Here is a 19,090-nt window from a genome sequence, read left to right on the forward strand (position 1 = left end):
TGAAAGGGCAGTACTTATGGAGGTCTGCAGCTCTGCTGTTCGCTATAGCCTCGCAAAAAAGCTCGGGCTGTCGCTATCATCAGGTTTAAAAACAAAAGATTGTGCACCATGCAAACCGTTAAGATGGAATACCACATTTGCAAATTAGCCCTGGTTGAAGCGAGCACGTAGCAACAGCCATTTCGGCTGTTAGCGGAGTAAAGCGCAAAACGGGAACAAATTTAGTTTCTTGTACAAGCCTTGCGCTGCTAAAAAAAATAACCGCCTGAAATATTTTAAACCAGTTTGATAATTATTTTGGAAATGAAAGGGCAGTTCTTATGGAGGTATTCAGTCCTGCTGTTCGCTGTAGCCTCGCAAAAAAGCTCGGGCTGCCGCTACCATCAGGTTTACAAACAAAGATTGTGCACCATGCAAACCGTTAAAATGGAACGCCGCATTTGCAAAATAACCCCGATTGAAGCGAACACGTAGCAACAGCCATTTCGGCTGTTAGCGCAGTAAAGCGTAAAACGGGAACAAATTTAGTTGCTTGTACAAGCCTTGCGCTACTAAAAATTATAACTGCCTGGAATATCTTAATTCAGTTTGAAATTATTTTGGAAATGAAAGGGCAGTACTTATGGAGGTCTTCAGGGTTGCCGCTACCGTCAGGTTTGAAATTAATGATAAATATCGTTGATTAACATTTACAATCTTTATAGTGGCGAAGATTTTTAGAAACATTATAATTCTGCTTATTATATTTGCCGATGCTAAAAAAAGAACGTTATAAACTTTTTGTAGAACATTTCTCGGCGAAGCAGCCTGATGCAGAAACAGAGTTACATTACAATAATCCTTTTCAACTTTTAGTGGCAGTAATTCTTTCAGCCCAATGTACCGATAAGCGAATTAACATGGTTACGCCTGCCTTGTTTCAACGTTTCCCAAATGCTAAAGCACTCGCCGAGGTTACTCCAGATATCGTTTTTGATTATATAAAAAGTATTAGTTACCCTAACAACAAAGCCAAACATTTGGTTGGAATGGCAAACATTCTGGTAAATCAATTTAATGAGGTTGTACCATCCGATGTTGATGAGTTGCAGAAAATGCCTGGTGTCGGGCGTAAAACAGCGAATGTAATTGCATCTGTTATTTATAATGCTCCAGCAATGGCAGTTGATACGCATGTGTTTAGGGTGGCCAATCGACTTGGATTAACCAATGGAAAAACTCCTTTAGCTGTAGAAAAAGATTTGGTAAAAAACCTACCTAAACATGATATCCACATTGCGCACCATTGGCTTATTTTACATGGCAGATATGTTTGCGTTGCCAGAAATCCTAAATGTGCTGTATGCGAAATTACTTATATGTGTCGATACTTTGAAAGGCTAATGGCACAAAACGAACGGGATAAATTGAAGGGTTGAGGATTGAGGGTAAGATTGAGGCTGAAGTTAAGGTTGAGACTGAGATTGAAGGTTTGAGTTTGAGCTAATGTAACACAACCCTCGATAACTGATAAACACAACCTGTAATTCGTAAACGCAACTTGCAACTCATAATCCATAACTCGTAACTCGCAAAAAATAAGTAAAAAAAATGAACATACTATTGATATTAGCTAAAAAACAATTAACTTAGCTAAATATTTTAGCAACATAAATTATTAACACATGAGCACTTTAGCCGATAATCAATTATATTTACGCAATCAAAAAATGAAAAAAGATATGAGCACTGCGAATCCTGACAAACTAAAAGCCCTACAATTAACTTTAGATAAATTAGAGAAATCTTACGGCAAAGGAACGATAATGAAACTTGGCGATACAGCCATTGAACCTATAGATTTTATTTCTACAGGCTCAATTAGTTTAGATATCGCTTTAGGTATTGGTGGCGTTCCAAAAGGTAGAGTAATAGAAATTTACGGACCAGAATCATCTGGTAAAACTACTTTAGCTACCCATATAATTGCAGAAGCACAGAAAAAAGGTGGCATTGCAGCATTTATTGATGCAGAGCATGCTTTTGACCAATTTTACGCAAAAAAATTAGGTGTTGATACAGACAATTTATTAATCTCTCAACCAGATAATGGAGAGCAGGCATTAGAAATTGCAGATAATTTAATTCGCTCTGGCGCTATTGATGTTATCGTTATCGACTCGGTTGCTGCATTGGTACCAAAAAGTGAAATCGAAGGCGAAATGGGTGATAGTAAAATGGGTTTACATGCCCGTTTGATGAGCCAGGCCTTACGTAAATTAACAGGAACAATTTCTAAAACCGGATGTTGCTGTATTTTTATTAACCAGTTGCGTGATAAAATCGGCGTAATGTTTGGTAACCCTGAAACGACTACAGGTGGTAATGCATTAAAATTTTATGCTTCAGTTCGTTTAGATATTCGTCGTATTTCTCAAATTAAAGATTCTGACGAAGTTTCTGGTAACCGTGTAAAAGTTAAAATCGTTAAAAACAAAGTCGCTCCACCTTTCCGAATCGCAGAATTTGATGTGATGTTTGGTGAAGGTATTTCTAAAAACGGAGAGATTGTAGATTTAGGTGTGGATTTTGGAATTATTAAAAAAGCAGGTTCATGGTATTCTTACGGAGACACAAAATTGGGTCAAGGTAGAGATGCTGTAAAACAACTTTTAAACGATAATCCAGAATTAGCAGAAGAATTAGAACTTAAAATTAAAACCGAAGTAACTGCTGATAAATTAGAAGAGAAGTAGTACTAAATTTTTTCCGCACAAGTTCTTCAAAATTAAATATGTATCATCTGTGGTTATTACAAAACCATAAATGATACATTATATGCTTCTAGCCATTAGCCTTTCTGTATAAGAATTTTATATTCTTAAGCTAATCAACTACTAAAAAGATGTGTTCGAATAGACTACATATTAAATCGGAAGAAATTATTTGTCAATCGATTTCCCACTCTGGTTTAAGTGTTCGCTTTTCAGCGGTCACTTAAATCTAAAATGAAAACGAAGATTTTGTCTGGTAATATAGCTCTTACACAACAAATAAAAAACTGAACGATAGCAACAATTCATTTAACGGAAAATGCAGTAGTACATTTCGGTCTGGAGACCTTGGTTTTTAAAAGGGATTTAAGTGATCCTTTGGAACACTTAAACCAGAGAGTGGTTATTACAAAACCATAAAGGATACATTGTATGCTTTTAGCCATTAGCCTTTCTGTAAAAGAATTTTATGACATTAAGCCTAATCAACTACTAAAAAGAAGTGTTCGAATAGACTACATATTAAATCGGAAGAAAATATTTGTCAATTAATTTCAATCTCCAAAACAATAATCGATTGAACTTTTTCACTCAATTTAATTCGTGTCTTGAGTGAAAATTGCATTAAAATCTTTGGTTACATACACAATTACCAAAACTGCGGCGATTAATAGTACACCTAAAACAATTACCCCCCAACTCCCTTTTAATTTATTTTTATCTTTCCTAATTAGATAGTACAAAATTCCCATCAAAGGAATTGCACAAACTATCCAAAATAGTAATGATGCTCCTGTCATATAAATTATAAATTTTCACTAATTAAATAATTAAACCTGCATTTTGAATGTTTTTCCGGAAACTAATAATGTCCAACCTTAAAAACATTTCAATCTTCCAAAATTAAAACTCCATTCTTGCCATTGGAGAAACGTCTTGTCCTACAAAGTCTTGTTTTAAAAATTTGTGGTAACCTGCAATTGCAATCATTCCTGCATTATCTGTACAATATTGAAAAGCAGGAATATAAACTTTCCAGCCTAATTCAACAGCAGTTTCTTGTAATGTGTTTCTTAAACCAGAGTTAGCAGAAACACCACCAGCAATTGCAATTTCTGTAATTCCAAACTGCTTAGCTGCTTTTTTCAATTTGTTCATCAAAATCTGAATAATGCTAAACTGAACTGAAGCACAGATATCATTTAAATTTTCGGCAATAAAATTAGCGTTTTCCTGTTCTTGCTTCCTGATAAAATAAAGTATAGATGTTTTAAAACCACTAAAACTAAAATTTAAATCATCAATTTTGGGTTCTGCAAATTTAAACGCTTTTGGGTTTCCGGATTGTGCATGCTTATCAATTAATGGTCCGCCGGGATAAGGCAGTTGCAAAATTTTAGCGGTCTTATCAAAGGCCTCTCCTGCTGCATCATCTAAAGTTTCGCCTACAATTTCCATGTCAAAATAATCCCTCACCAAAACAATTTGAGTGTGACCACCAGAAACCGTTAAACACAGGAATGGAAAACTTGGTTTAGGGTCATCAATAAAATGTGCTAATATGTGTGCATGCATATGATTGACAGAAATTAGCGGTATATTTAAAGCCAATGCGAAAGATTTAGCAAAAGAAACACCGACTAAAAGTGAACCCAATAACCCTGGACCGCGTGTAAAAGCAACGGCATTTATGTCTTGCTTTGTAACATTTGCTTTTATTAAAGCTTGATGTACTGCCGGAACAATATTCTGTTGATGTACCCTTGAAGCCAATTCGGGGATAACACCACCATAATTTTCATGAATTGTTTGGTTTGCAATAACATTGGACGTAATTTTGCCGTTGTTACATATAGCGACAGATGTATCATCGCAAGAAGACTCGATAGCAAGTATAACAGACAAATTATTTTTATTTAAGCTGCAAAATTATTAAAAAACTATTTAAAATACTCCTTTGGGTAATCGCATCAATAATTTTGTTGCTAGCGCTACTAGTCTTTTCGTTGCAATTTAAATCTGTTCAAACTTATTTTGCACAAAGAGCAGCTGCATATTTATCAAAAGAGCTTAATACAACTGTTTCAATTAAGAGCCTTTACATAAAGCCTTTCAAATCTGTTGTTTTTGAAGAATTATTGGTTTTAGATCTTCAAAAAGATACTTTATTAAATGCTCCTACCTTCATGGTTGATATCAACCAGCTCTCTATTAAAAACAAAATTATTGATATTAATACCGTCCAAATTAATAATGGAACGTTCTTTTTTAAAGAATTCAAAGATAATTCATCCAACCTTGATTTCATTATTAATTATTTTGATTCTGGTAAGCCAAGTGTAAAAGATCCAAAGAAAAAACCTTACAAACTTGATTTTGGTAGAATTATCATTAACAAACTAAATTTTAAATACAAAAACTTTAAGGCAAAAGATTTAACTCAAGGCAAGAGTGTAAATTTTGATAACGTTGATGTTAAGGATCTCAGCGTAATTTTAGAGGGCTTGGATTTAAAAAATCATTTGTTCAAAACCAATATTAAGAACCTTACCCTTAAAGAACGAAGCGGTTTTTATTTAAAAAATTTAAGCGCAGAAACTACTGTAGATTCGAATGCCATTGAGCTTAAACAGCTTATGCTGGTTACTAATCAAAGTCGTTTATCCAATTATTTTCAGATGAGGTTTAACAACTTCAAGGATTTTAACAAATACATCGATAATGTACGGATGAAAGCGATTTTTAAAGATAGCCACATCACATCTAAAGACATCGCTTTTTTTGCACCAGAAATGAATTCTATGACACTTGACATAGATGTTGATGGGCAAATTACAGGCTTAGTTAATAATTTAAAAGCAAAGAAACTATCCATTAAAGCGGGTAAGGCCACTTACATAAAAGGCGATTTTATTATTAAAGGTTTACCTAAGTGGAAAGAAACCTTTATGGACTTGAACATCGAAATGGCCGGAACCAATAAAACGGACTTAGATGAGGTACTTGCAGGCATTACAGGAAGTAAAAAGAAACTGGTTCCGGTTATAGTAAACAAATTCGGAAACATCAATTTTAATGGCAGTTTCACGGGCTTTCAAAACGACTTTATAGCTTACGGAGAGTTTAAAACCAAAATCGGAAGAATCGTTTCTGATGTGAATATGAAAATCGATAAAAATAATATTCCATCGTACACCGGAAATGTAAAAACTTACGATTTTAATTTAGGCAATTTAATTGATGAAAAAAGTTTAGGAAAAATCACATCTTCACTTTATGTAAAAGGTAGAGGAACAGAATTAAACCATTTAACAGAAAAATTAAACGGTGATATTACTTACATCGATTTTAACAATTACCGCTACAGAAACGTAAAAGTTGATGGTACTTTTGAGAATAAATATTTTGATGGAAAACTAAGCATTAATGATAAAAACATAAAATTGCTTTTCGATGGAGGTGTAAACTTAAACCCGAAATTACCGGTTTTCAATTTTAACGCAACAATTACCGGAGCAAGACTAAAAGCACTCAATCTGATGAAAGATTCGTTAAGGGTTGATGCGAAATTTAACACTAATTTTTCGGGCACAAACCTTAACAATATCGAAGGCAGGTTGCTTGTTCAGGAAATTACTTTAAAAAACCCTAAAGGTACGTATAGCATTGATTCAGTTGAGTTAACAGCAAATGGTACTGGTGTAGCAAGAAATTTAACCATCAAATCTGATATTTTAGATGCCAGCATTAATGGTAAGTATGATTTAAATTCTATCGGCTCTTACTACAAAGCCATCGCGAAAACGTATGTGCCGTCTTTTCAAACGAAAATCATCAAATTTAACGAACAAATTTTTCAATTCAATCTGAAGATTAAGAAGTTTGAACCACTTGCACAACTGGTTTCACCTGGTTTGGAAATGGCCGAAGGTGCTAACTTTATTGGAAATTTTGATTCGAGAAATAATACTGCTACACTAAATGGTTTTGTAAAGAATTTAAAATATCAGGGTATTGTTGTTAATAATATTATTGTTGATGAAAATACCACTCCGCAGCAATTGCAACTTAATATCACATCAGATAGGGTTCAAATTAATGATAGTTTGTTTATAAAAGATGTAAACATTTCAAATATCCTACGGAATGACAGTTTAGCGTTTAACTTAAAAATGTCTAGCGCTCAGGAGGAAAATCAACTCGATTTAAACGGTTTAGTAGAATTTACTAAAAACCAGGATACTACTGCAAGGTTGAGCATTTTACCATCCATTTTAAAGATTAATAGTGAAGAGTGGCGCATTCAGGAGAAGGTTCGCATTATACTAAACAATGGCAAAACCGAAATTAAAAATTTCGATTTAACTAACGGAAACCAGCAATTAACCGTTGATGGACTAATATCAGATAATCCTAAAGATTTGTTAAAAGTAGGCTTTAAAGATTTTAGCTTAAAAACAATCAATCCATTTACCAAGGGATTTGGTGTAAAACTAGCTGGTAATGTAAATGGAGAAACGAATTTATATGGCATTTTGAAAGCGCCAAAAGTTAATGACAATCTAAAAATAGACTCCCTAAATTTCAATGATATTTACATTGGTACGTTAACAGATACCTCGTCATTTAGTAGTGAAGAAAGGAAGATAAATGTTTTTACCAATGTAATGGCCGATGGTTCTGAAACCTTTAAATTAACCGGAAACCTAGATTTAAAAGAGAAAGATATTGATTTAAGCGTTAAAATGGATGATAGTAAACTAACTATTTTTGAACCTTTTGTCAAAAAACTGGTTTCGAATCTTAAAGGAAATGTATCATCTGATTTAACTGTAAAAGGCAAATTGGATAACCCCAAAATTAACGGAACACTTTCTTTAGATAAAGGCCAACTTATGGTTAATTACCTAAAAACAACATACGTTATTTCTGATGAGGTGAATGTTGTTAACAGTGTAATTGAACTTGGTGACTTTACACTTGCTGATATAGAAGGCAATGAGGGTGTTGCAAGGGGTTCAGTTGATTTGAACAACATTGATGATCCAACGCTAAATGTTATTGTCGAAGCCAACAATTTCATGGCCTTAAACACCACGGCAAAAGATAATTCTGTTTACTATGGAAAGGCCTACGGAACCGGTGTATTTAAATTTATTGGCCCGACCAGTAAAATGAAAATAGATATAAAAGCGAAAACTGAAAAGGGTACCGTTTTTAATTTACCACTAAACAGCTCGGAAACGGTTTCTGATAAAGATTTTATTAATTTTATTAGCTTAGATTCTGCCAAAGTAGTAAAGAAAACCACCACTTTCGATGGTTTAACGTTAACTTTTAAATTAACAATCGACCCAAATACGACTGCAAATATTTTTACTAACCTTGGTAATTTAAGTGGAAAAGGAAATGCAGAATTAAACCTGAACATTAATAGCTTAGGTGATTTTGAAATGTCTGGTGATTACATTATTGAAACAGGAAGTTTTGATTTTACCGCTCAGGAAGTAATTAATAAAAAATTCGAAATTAGGCAAGGTGGAACAATTAGGTGGACAGGTAATCCGACTGCTGCCCAAATAAACTTGAAAGCAGTTTATGCTTTGAGAGCAAGTTTAAATGAATTGTTTAAGGCTGCCAACAGAGATGCCAGTGCAAATGCAAATCAAAGGGTTAATACCGAGGTTGAAATGGGTTTAACAGGTTTACTTTTACAACCAGACATTAAATTGGATATAAATTTCCCTTCCAACCCGGCGATTAAAGAAGAATTACAAACGTATTTAAGCGATCAGAATAACTTAAATTTACAAGCTTTCAGTTTAATTATCAGACGGAGTTTTGCGCCAGGAAATGGTGGAGAATCAATAGGAAAACAATTGGGTTCAAGCGTTTCAAGTACAGCTACCGAATTGGTTTTCAATCAATTTAATAATGTACTTTCATCTTTAAATTTAAACTTTGTTGATTTAAACGTAAAATCTTTAAGTGAAGCCAATGCATCATTTAAATTCTTTAACGATAGGCTTATCATCAATGCGGGTATTGTTGATAGAAATAGTTTGAGTGATTTTACCGTTATCGATTTCTCAAAAAACAATGTTGGTAGCGAAGTTGAAGCCTTATTTTTGATTAAAAAAGATGGAAGTTTAACCGGAAAACTGGCTAATAAACCTCCTACACAACAAAGCATTTTCTTAAATAGCGGTATTAGTGCAACAGCAAATGTAACCTCGTTAGGATTAGTTTACACGCAGCAGTTTGATACTTTTAAAGAATTTCTACAGAAATTAACTGGTGCCTACAGAAGAAACTTGAGAAAAAAACAAGCCGAACAGCCTGTTAAGAAAACCATAAATAAAGAAGCAATTATTAACGAAACTAAAAATAATCCCCGCCGCTAAAACGGAGATTATTTTTAATTTTTATGCTATTAAACTTTAAGCAATTCAAAGCACTGACTAGAAATTTCGTATTCTTCGTTTGTTGGAATCACTAAAATTTTAACACGCGAATCAGGCTCATTTATCGCTAAAATTTCCCCTTTGTATTTCAGATTTTTATCATCATCCATACTTATACCTAGATAACTCAGGTCTTTACAAACGGCTTGTCGCATTGCTGTGTCATTTTCTCCTACTCCGGCAGTAAAAACAATTGCATCAATTCCATTTAAAACAGCAGCATAAGCGCCAATAAACTTTTTAATTCTGTATGCATAAAGTTCTAACGCAAGCTTGGCCGAATCGTTTCCTTCACCTAACAATTTTCTGATATCCCGCATATCGCTGGAGCCTCCAACACCCAGTAAACCTGATTGTTTATTTAGCAAAGCACCTAACTGTTCTAAGGTAAAGCCAGCATGTTCCATCAAATGGAAAATTACAGATGGATCGATGTCTCCAGAACGTGTTCCCATTATTAAGCCACTTAAAGGACCAAAGCCCATGCTGGCATCAATAGATTTACCATTTTTAATGGCAGCCATGCTACAACCATTACCCAAATGGATGGTAATAATTTTTGATTCTGGCTTGTTTAAATAAGCAATTGCCTGCTCACTTACATATTTATGGCTTGTGCCATGGAAGCCGTAAACTCTAATTCCGTGTTCTTTATAATAAGATTCGGGAATAGCATATCGATATGCTTCTGCCGGTAAGGATTGATGAAAAGCAGTATCAAAAACTGCAATTTGCTTAGCACTTGGAAAGGTTTCTTCGGCTACTTCAATACATTTATAATTTACCGGATTATGTAGTGGCGCTAAAGAGAATAATTTTTTTATCTGTGCTTTAACTTCATTATCAATTACGGTTGCGCCAGAAAAATGCTCACCACCATGAACAACCCGATGACCAACGGCTGCAATATCATCCGGTGAGGCAATAACGGCAAATTCTCCTACAGTAAGCAATTGCAAAATTTGCTTTAATCCATCACTATGGTTGGCAATAAAGGAGGTTTGCTCCGTAATGTGTTTTTCACCTTTAATATAAACCGTATGCTTTATAAAAGAGCCGTCGATACCAATGCGTTCTGCCAAACCACTACAAACCGGGCTTTTTGATGGCATTTGAAAAAGCTGGTATTTAAGCGAGCTACTTCCTGAATTAATTACTAAAATATTCATAAAATATATTAAACATCTTGACATTGAATGGCTGTAATCACAACGGTATTGAAAATATCGTCAACCGTACAACCACGACTTAAATCATTAATTGGTTTGTTTAAACCTTGCAACATTGGTCCGATGGCCAAAGCTCCGGTTTCACGTTGAACGGCTTTATACGTATTATTGCCGGTATTTAAATCAGGGAAAATAAGCACACTTGCTCGGCCTGCTACTTCAGAACCTGGTAGTTTTTGTTTACCAACCAAAGGATCTACGGCAGCATCGTATTGTATTGGGCCTTCGATTTTCAATTCAGGATGCCTCATTTTAACAATAGCAGTTGCTTCACGAACACGCTCTACATCCTCACCTTCTCCCGATGTACCTGACGAATACGAAAGCATCGCAATTCTGGGTTCGATGCCAAATTTAGCACTACTTTCTGCAGATGATATGGCAATTTCTGCAAGCTGTTGCGCCGTAGGATTTGGGTTTACCGCACAATCACCAAAAATGGCAACACGCTCGGGCAAACACATAAAAAATATTGATGATACAACCGAAACACCAGGTTTTGTTTTTACAAATTGCAAGGCAGGCCTTATGGTATGTTGGGTAGTATGCACTGCTCCCGAAACCATTCCGTCGGCATCTCCTTTATACACCATCATGGTTCCAAAATATGAAACATCTGTCATCATATCTCTAGCCATTTCCATATTTACATTCTTTGCCTTACGCAAATCATATAAAGTTTCTACATAATTATCATAATGTGCTGAATGAGCAGGATTATGGATATGAATCGAATTTAAATCTAAATTTAAACCTAACCTTTTTATTGATGTCGAGATTTCAACCGGATCGCCCAAAAGCGTTATATCAACAATATCTTGAGCAATAAGCTTTTCTACCGCTTTCAAAATCCTATCATCATTACCTTCAGGCAAAACAATATGCTTCTTTTTACTTTTGGCCCATTTAACCAATTGATATTGAAACATGTGTGGAGTAATGCCTTCGTAATTAAAGGTTATAATTTTATCGTCTAATGCTTTAATATCAACATATCTTTCGAAAAGTTCTATCGCTAACGCAATCTTCTTTTTATTATCAATTGTGATTTTAGAATGTATTGCCCCAATAGCGGTTGTGGTTTCAAATGTGCCTTTTTGAACCGCTATAATTGGAATAATGGTTTGTAAACCTTCAATTAATTTAATCATGGGTTCATCAGGCAATGTTCCTGCGGTTAAAACTATACCCGCAACCTTCGGATAATTTGCCGATAAATTTGCCTGTAATGAACCGATTATGATATCGCCTCTATCACCAGGCGTAACGATTAACAGATTATCTTTAATGTGGCGCAAAAAGTTGGGCAACATCATTGCTCCGGTAACAAAATTATCCACCTGATTATCCATTAAATCTGCACCGAATAGAATTTCAGCACCTAAGGCTTCCGTAATTTCTTTCATGGTTGGGCTTTGCAAACCATTTTCTATCGGAATTACCGCAATCAACAACTCTGCAGGCAATTGATTTGTTAAGGCTTGCTTAATACGTTCGGCCTCATCAGGATTAACCATATTTGCAACAACACCTAAAACCTGTACATCGCGAAGCAAAAAATTACGGTAAATATTTATTGCCGTTTTAAATAGTTGGCTTGCTGTTTTATTTTTCCCAGAAACCACAATCAAAACAGGTGCACCAAGATTTTTGGCCATCAAAGCATTCGATTCGAATTCAAAAGCAATACCCTCACCTAAAAAATCACTTCCTTCGATAACCGTAAAATCATAATTATCTTCGAGTTTTTTGTATTTACTGATGATGGTGTTGATGATCTCTCCACTATTTTCAGATTGATGGAGCATGTCTTGCCTGGTAAACGCAAATGCATCTTCATATTTTATTGGCAGCGAAAAATAATCGAGCATGGCTTCTACATGAAGATCCTTTTTCGATGCATCATCTTGTGCAATTATAGGCTTAAAATACCCAACTTTTTGAGTTTTTGCCAGTAGCATATTAATCATTCCAAAAGCAATTACTGATTTCCCTGTATAAGGTTCGGCTGATGCTATGAAGATATTTTTAGTCATAAAATGGGCATAATTTATTTAATAAATCAATCGCTTTAAATATAGTTGGAAAAATTTATAAGCCGTTTAAATAATGGTATAGAATTTTTACGAGTAAAGCAGAGCTCATAAAATATCAAAACGAATTAAGAATTCTATTGTTGCAACCACCGAATTTCTATCTTAGTTTTGTTGATGTTTAAATTTTTAAGATTTTCAGTCTTCACTACACTCATATTTCTGGTATTTGCATCAAATGCACAAAATATACAAGGAATTTATGTTGATAGCAAAGGTGTAATCCGCTGGGAAAAAGATAATAAAGAAGCTGCCTTTTTTGGCGTAAACTATACTGCTCCGTTTGCTTATGGCAATAGGGCAATAAAAAGAATGGGCGTTGAGCCCGAACAAGCCATTAAAGATGATGTTTATCATTTGTCCAGATTAGGTTTAGATGCCTTTCGTGTGCATGTTTGGGATACTGAAATTTCTGATGCTCAAGGTAATTTAATTGATAATGAACATTTGCGCCTTTTTGATTTTTTAGTTGCAGAACTTAAGAAAAGAAAAATCAAGATATTAATTACACCTATTGCTTTCTGGGGCAATGGCTATCCAGAAAAAGATGAAAACACAGGAAGTTTCTCTAGCAAATATGGAAAGCAAAAAGCATTGGTAAATGAGGATGCTTTTAAGGCTCAGGAGAATTACCTTAAACAATTTTTCAAACACAAAAATCCATATACAGGCCTTACCTACCAGCAAGATGTAGATGTTTTGGCAACAGAAGTAAACAACGAGCCACAACATAGCGGTCCAAATGAGCGAACCACCGAATACGTTAACCGCATGGTTGCAGCTATAAAAAGTAGTGGCTGGACTAAGCCCATTTTTTATAACATTAGCGAATCTCCAAAATATGCAGATGCAGTTGTAAAAGCTAACGTTCAGGGCCATAGCTTTCAATGGTACCCCACTGGTTTAGTAGCCGGGCATACTTTGCAAGGGAATTACCTACCGAATGTATCTAAATATGAAATTCCTTTTGATAGCATTCCCGAATTTAAAAATAGGGCAAAAATTGTTTACGAATTTGATGCCGGAGATGTTATGGCACCAATTATGTATCCTGCAATGGCTAGAAGTTTCAGAGCAGCTGGTTTTCAATGGGCAACACAATTCGCCTACGACCCAATGGCTACTGCTTATGCCAATACAGAATATCAAACGCATTATCTAAATCTTGCTTTTACACCATCTAAAGCCATCAGCTTGCTAATTGCTTCGAAGGTTTTTCACAATACTAAGCGTTTAGATGCCACCAATGGAAATACCTTCGGACCTTTTAACATTGATTATGAAAATTCGCTTAGTGAAATGAATACCGAGCAAGAATTTTATTATACAAACAACACGTTGTCGAAACCTTTAAGCACCGAGAAATTAATACATTTAGCTGGTGTTGGCAGCTCTAAAATTGTTGCTTATGAAGGAAAAGGCGCATATTTTTTAGATAAGATATCTGCAGGCGTTTGGCGACTTGAAGTGATGCCTGATGCCATTCAAATCAGAGATCCTTTTGCAAAAGCATCACCAGAGAAAGAAGTAACCAGAATAAACCGGGCCGATTTATCAATGGATATCAATCTATCAGATTTAGGTAGTAATTTCACCGTTAAAGGATTAAATCAAGGCAATACATACAGTGATAAAGCAAATAGTGGCAATTTCAACATCTCTCCAGGTACCTATTTATTGGTTAAGCAAAATCAAAAAACAAACCTCGTTGCTCAATATAAATTTGGAAGTATTTTATTAGGAGAATATGTTGCACCGAAATCATCAACTGAAGATATATTTGTTAAGCATCAGGCTTATGAAACTGTATCACAAGGTGTTGCTTTTAAAGTAAATACCGAAATTGTTGGTTTACAGGCAAAAGATTCTGCCTTTGTGCAATTAAGTAATTCTTATAATCGATGGAAAACCGTTCCATTAATTAAGACAAAGGAATATAATTATGTTGCTGAAATACCTGCAAATTTAGTAGAGGCGGGTTTAGTTAAATATCAGGTTATCATTAAAAAAGCAAACGGCGATTATTTTACATTTCCAGCCAACAAAAGAGGAAATCCATATGCCTGGGATAGTTTAGAATCTGCTTATTATCAAACTTATGTTGCGAAAAAAGGTTCGATTTTAGAAATCTTTAATCCTAATATTGATGGCAAAAAAATCGATGTTTATAACCCAAATTGGGAAAATAATCGCATAGATTATACATCAGATGAAAACCCAAAGGCTTTAAACATCAAGCTTAGTATGGATGCACCAAAGAATACCTCTATGGGTTTTCAGCACTTTTTTAGGGAGGAAATATCAGGCAGAACTTCTGAAATAAATTCTTTCAAAACCTTAGTAATTAAAGTAAAATCAAATTTAGAAAACGCAAAAATGAAAATAGGTTTGATAGATACCGATGCAAACTTCTTTTCAACCGATATATTGGTAGGTAAAGATTTTAAGTTGATAGAAATTCCCTTAAACAGTTTAAAAGCAGATGCACAACTTGTATTGCCGAGACCATATCCAGGTTTTTTACCTTTGTATTATCAATCATTAAAGCAATCAGCATTTCAACTTAATAAAGCTGAAAAACTTGAAGTTACCGTAAGCAAAAATCAAACTGACAAATCAATTAGCCTGGAGATTGCTTCAATTTATTTAATTAATTAAACTTTAAAGAAGAGCGATTAATTCATTCAAAAAAAACTGTATCAAAACTTCTAAAGTGAAGAATTGATACAGTGTAAATAAGTGTTTTCTTTTAATGTTAATTTGCTGCTGCAAATTCTTCTGCACTTTGGATGGTGGTAGTAAGCGCAACATCAACATTTCCATTAATTGCGTTAGAATAAGGGCAAACCTGATGTGCTTTCTCAACTAATGAATTTGCAGTTTGCTGGTCAACATTCGGAATATTTACTGCTAAAGTTACTACTAGGGCAAAACCACCTGCGTTGTTTGAGCCGATGCCAACATGCGCTCTAACGGCAGTTGTTCCGGTTTCGGTTTTTGTATTTTTGATTACTAAATTAAGTGCACTATCAAAACAAGCCGAATAACCCGCTGCAAATAATTGCTCTGGGTTTGTATACGCACCACCAGCACCGCCTAATTCTTTTGGCATTCTAACCTCAAGGTTTAAAACGTTATCTGATGATGAAACATTTCCGTTTCTACCGCCTGTTGCAGTTGCTACTGCTGTGTACATTGCTTTTACTGACATGAAAATTTTTATTTATTTTTTAGTTTTATTTAATATAGTATTTATGCTTGTTCGTAATGATGTAATTTCTTCAGTTGTTAAACCCAAACTGCATTTGAAAGCTTCGGGTATAGAACTAGCCTTATTCTTTAACTGTAAACCAATATCAGTTAAACTTACCTTTACAATTCTTTCATCAGTTTTACTTCGCTCACGTAGAATCATTTTTTTTGATGCCAGCTTCTTTAGCAATGGCGTTAAAGTTCCAGAGTCGAGCAATAATTTTTCGCCAATTTCTTTAACTGATAATTGTTTATGCTCCCACAAAACCATCATCACTAAATATTGAGGGTAAGTCAGCTCAACTTCGTCTAAAATAGGCTTGTAATGAGCAGTTAATACTCTTGATAAAGCATAAATTGGAAAGCACGCCTGGTTCTCTAGTTTTAAATAATCCATTGAAATTGATTTAACAAAACAAATATATATTTTATAAAATTAAATTGCATACAATTTAATTTCTTTGACAATTCTGTTGCAGAGTTGAAAATTGGAGGGTTAGAAGAAAATTCTAAACTTCTTACTATTTAATTTTGTGGTAATTGACTTGTTCGTTCCAAAAAGGATGTTCAAATTAGCCCTCGAATATTAAACCCTTGAACCATAATGACTATTGACACAAATAGACTAACAGGCTATCCCCCTGCCAGAATTGTATTTTTCACTTTTCTGTTACTCTGCTTCGGTAGCATTGCATCTGCACAAAATACTGTAGTTAAAATCATTCCTGCTGAGCTTAGCGAAATATCAGGCTTATTTACATCGAAAAATAATCTACTTTTTGTGCATAATGATAGTGGTGACACCTCACGGTTCTTTGCCATTGATGTGAAAGGGAATTTGGTTTCCACATTATATTTCAAGGGAGATCCATCGCAAAAGCATTTTGGAGTAAATGATTGTGAAGATATAGCCGGTGGCCCAGGCATTGTAAAGGATAAAAGCTACATTTATCTTGGTGATATCGGAGACAATGGTAGTAACCGCCCTTACGTAACAGTATATCGTTTCCAGGAGCCGAACAAGTTTTCCAGTACCATGCAGATAGAAAGTGAGGCAGTGCACCTCAAATATCCAAATGGTCCGCAGGATGCCGAAACTTTAATGGTTGATCCTATTTTGAAAGAATTGATTATCATTTCCAAACGGCAGGATACCGTTGGAATATATTCAACTGCTCTTTTCTTCAAAAACAAAGATACACTTACCATGAAAAAGCAGGGAAGCCTTTTCCTACCAGGCAAGGGTTTGGCAAAGTATGTTGTCTCTGGCGACATATCCCGTGATGGGCGACAGATTATAGTAAAGACTTATACTAACGTTTATTATTGGCAGAGAAACGGTAAAGAATCAATTTCCCAAACGTTAAAGCGGATGCCAATAAAACTTCCATACATCCTAGAGCGACAAGGAGAAGCTATTGGTTTCACCCCAGACGGAAAAGCCTATTACTGCATCAGCGAAGGAAAAAATGCAGTAATATATCGTTATAATCTTCCCAACACGTCCTCAAAGCAGGTGTTGCCTTCGCGAGTTCGTTCATCTGGTAAGCTGTAAATGAAGAAGATTGTCAGAGTTGAAAGCCTGTTTGAGAAGTTAATGATAGAATTTGAAATCTGGGATAAAATGCTAATGATGTAATCTTTGATTTTGAATGCAGAATAATAAAATCTCAATGTGAGTACACCTTCCTGATTTTGCACGACAGTTTTATTGATTTATCAAGAGGGAAAGATAATATTGATACCTTAAAGTTGATTTCTTAGGGCAAAAAAAGTGGGCAAATCAAACAAAAATTTGATTTGCCCACTATGGTAGCCGTTAATGGACAGATTTCGAATTTTTTCTTGGCTGATTTGCAGGAATTGGCGAAAGTTGCAAACTATTTCAAAACTTGAAAGGATCGTCCTTAGACAATTTTCGAACTAAAATTAGGCAATGATCGATATCCAGAAAATCAATCTTTATATGAAATATGATCTAACTAATATATAATTTAATCCATTCAATTTTGACGTGTATTTGCTTTAATTCGAAGTGACATTTTAAATTTAAAAGGTCACTTACAACCTGTGAATCACTGATCGCTTCGTGTATACTTTTTGACATGAGGAAGTTTATTAAAACCAAAATTTTGATCGCTTATTTCAGTTCTCTTAACCAAAGATAAAATTTGAAAAACTATTAATTTTTAATCTCCCCTAAACAGAAGGGCTTGAATAACCTGCTAATTATTAAGGTTTCCTACAGAGCTGTCCACTGGCTGCGAGATTGTACTGTTGATACGAACGTTTCATAGTGTTTGGTCTTTCAATTAATATCATATCTATCGAAGGAAATCAATAATCCATAAAAATTAACTGAACTTAAAATGTGAATAAATCATAATTTAAAGAATATGCCCGACAGATGATTACATACAGTTATGAAAATCTAGTCGGTATAAATGATTGGTGTTAAGAGCCATTGTCAAATTTGTTGTCAATTAATTTAGGATGCAATAAAACTCATCCATACTTTTTTTTAAAGCAGGCCAATGTAATGAACTCACAACGGAATTAACACCATTACATAAAAAGATCCTGTTACCTTCAATTTTTTCAATATGGCGAACGGATATGATAAATGAACGGTTAATTCTACTGAATATTGAATTATCCTTTAATCTATTTTCCATCTCACTTAATTTACAATATGGAACCAAAATGTCATTTAAAGTATGGATCTTTATATAATTTCCATAGCCCTCAACGGCAATTATTTCGTTTAACCGAACTTTGATTAAACTTTTTTTCCCATTTAGCTTTATCATTATAAATGGTTCTTCAATCACCATTCTATTAATTAATTCTTTCAAATTAGCTTCGAATATTTCAAAGGTGAACGGCGAATGCAAAAATCGGCGAGCATCCACACCATAACCATCTATACAATATTCAGAAATAGCACTAACTAATATTATGTGTCTTATTTTATAGCCAATCTGTCTGCAAACTTCTAATCCAGACAATGCCGGCATTTCAATCTCTGTAAACAGAAAGTCTATTTTGTGTTCTAACTGATTGATATCATCTACAGCTTGGTGCGGGTTTGTGTAATATTCAGACAACGTTAATGCTGGCATCAAGGAGATGTAATTAGAGATTTTTGATTTACCAATCGGTTCATTGGCGATTACAATACACGTAAGTTTCATAGTTATAGATTTTTCGTGATTTAGCCATTTTAAATATAAAATTCAATTATGAACTGTAATTTTTTCGTTCACATAAAAATTGAGGGGTATTCGAATAAAAAAATA

General features: G+C 34.5%; 12 protein-coding genes. 5 read left to right on the top strand and 7 right to left on the bottom strand.

What is annotated here, in order from left to right:
* Positions 1 to 752 precede the first annotated feature (752 nt).
* Together nth and recA are read left to right on the top strand one after the other, a co-directional pair.
* On the top strand, positions 753 to 1,418 hold the full coding sequence (gene nth, locus D7004_RS04755; RefSeq protein ID WP_123204731.1) for an endonuclease III: 666 nt from the start codon (positions 753 to 755) through the stop codon (positions 1,416 to 1,418).
* A 303-nt stretch (positions 1,419 to 1,721) separates the two neighbouring features.
* Positions 1,722 to 2,735: a recombinase RecA gene (gene recA, locus D7004_RS04760; RefSeq protein WP_123204763.1), complete on the top strand. Its 1,014-nt coding sequence runs from the start codon at positions 1,722 to 1,724 to the stop codon at positions 2,733 to 2,735.
* A 614-nt stretch (positions 2,736 to 3,349) separates the two neighbouring features.
* Here recA and D7004_RS04765 read toward each other — a convergent pair.
* Complete coding sequence (locus D7004_RS04765) at positions 3,350 to 3,553, bottom strand: hypothetical protein (protein ID WP_123204732.1); 204 nt, start codon at positions 3,551 to 3,553, stop codon at positions 3,350 to 3,352.
* A 103-nt stretch (positions 3,554 to 3,656) separates the two neighbouring features.
* Complete coding sequence (tsaD, locus tag D7004_RS04770) at positions 3,657 to 4,658, bottom strand: tRNA (adenosine(37)-N6)-threonylcarbamoyltransferase complex transferase subunit TsaD (RefSeq protein WP_123204733.1); 1,002 nt, start codon at positions 4,656 to 4,658, stop codon at positions 3,657 to 3,659.
* Positions 4,659 to 4,735: 77 nt separating this feature from the next.
* Here tsaD and D7004_RS04775 point away from each other — a divergent pair, with 77 nt between their 5' ends.
* On the top strand, positions 4,736 to 9,157 hold the full coding sequence (locus tag D7004_RS04775) for a translocation/assembly module TamB domain-containing protein (RefSeq protein WP_244214247.1): 4,422 nt from the start codon (positions 4,736 to 4,738) through the stop codon (positions 9,155 to 9,157).
* Between the two features lie 29 nt (positions 9,158 to 9,186).
* Here the strand turns inward: D7004_RS04775 and D7004_RS04780 are convergent, their stop codons facing one another.
* Together D7004_RS04780 and pta are read right to left on the bottom strand one after the other, a co-directional pair.
* A complete protein-coding gene (locus D7004_RS04780; RefSeq protein ID WP_123204735.1) occupies positions 9,187 to 10,386 on the bottom strand; it encodes an acetate/propionate family kinase in 1,200 nt (399 codons plus the stop codon).
* Positions 10,387 to 10,394: 8 nt separating this feature from the next.
* Complete coding sequence (gene pta, locus D7004_RS04785; RefSeq protein ID WP_123204736.1) at positions 10,395 to 12,482, bottom strand: phosphate acetyltransferase; 2,088 nt, start codon at positions 12,480 to 12,482, stop codon at positions 10,395 to 10,397.
* 174 nt (positions 12,483 to 12,656) lie between these two features.
* On the opposite strand from pta, the gene D7004_RS04790 reads away from it, so the two are divergent.
* Complete coding sequence (locus D7004_RS04790) at positions 12,657 to 15,197, top strand: membrane or secreted protein (protein WP_123204737.1); 2,541 nt, start codon at positions 12,657 to 12,659, stop codon at positions 15,195 to 15,197.
* A gap of 97 nt (positions 15,198 to 15,294) precedes the next feature.
* On the opposite strand, the gene D7004_RS04795 is transcribed toward D7004_RS04790, so the two are convergent.
* Positions 15,295 to 15,750 carry an organic hydroperoxide resistance protein gene (locus D7004_RS04795; protein ID WP_123204738.1) on the bottom strand — a complete coding sequence of 152 codons (456 nt, stop codon included), beginning with the start codon at positions 15,748 to 15,750 and terminating at the stop codon, positions 15,295 to 15,297.
* Positions 15,751 to 15,762: 12 nt separating this feature from the next.
* Positions 15,763 to 16,188 carry a MarR family winged helix-turn-helix transcriptional regulator gene (locus D7004_RS04800; protein ID WP_123204739.1) on the bottom strand — a complete coding sequence of 142 codons (426 nt, stop codon included), beginning with the start codon at positions 16,186 to 16,188 and terminating at the stop codon, positions 15,763 to 15,765.
* Positions 16,189 to 16,395: 207 nt separating this feature from the next.
* Here D7004_RS04800 and D7004_RS04805 point away from each other — a divergent pair, with 207 nt between their 5' ends.
* A complete protein-coding gene (locus D7004_RS04805; RefSeq protein WP_123204740.1) occupies positions 16,396 to 17,346 on the top strand; it encodes a hypothetical protein in 951 nt (316 codons plus the stop codon).
* A gap of 928 nt (positions 17,347 to 18,274) precedes the next feature.
* Here D7004_RS04805 and D7004_RS04810 read toward each other — a convergent pair.
* On the bottom strand, positions 18,275 to 18,985 hold the full coding sequence (locus tag D7004_RS04810) for a LytR/AlgR family response regulator transcription factor (protein WP_123204741.1): 711 nt from the start codon (positions 18,983 to 18,985) through the stop codon (positions 18,275 to 18,277).
* Positions 18,986 to 19,090: the final 105 nt, after the last annotated feature.

Source organism: Pedobacter jejuensis, assembly GCF_003725795.1.
Lineage (GTDB): Bacteria > Bacteroidota > Bacteroidia > Sphingobacteriales > Sphingobacteriaceae > Pedobacter > Pedobacter jejuensis.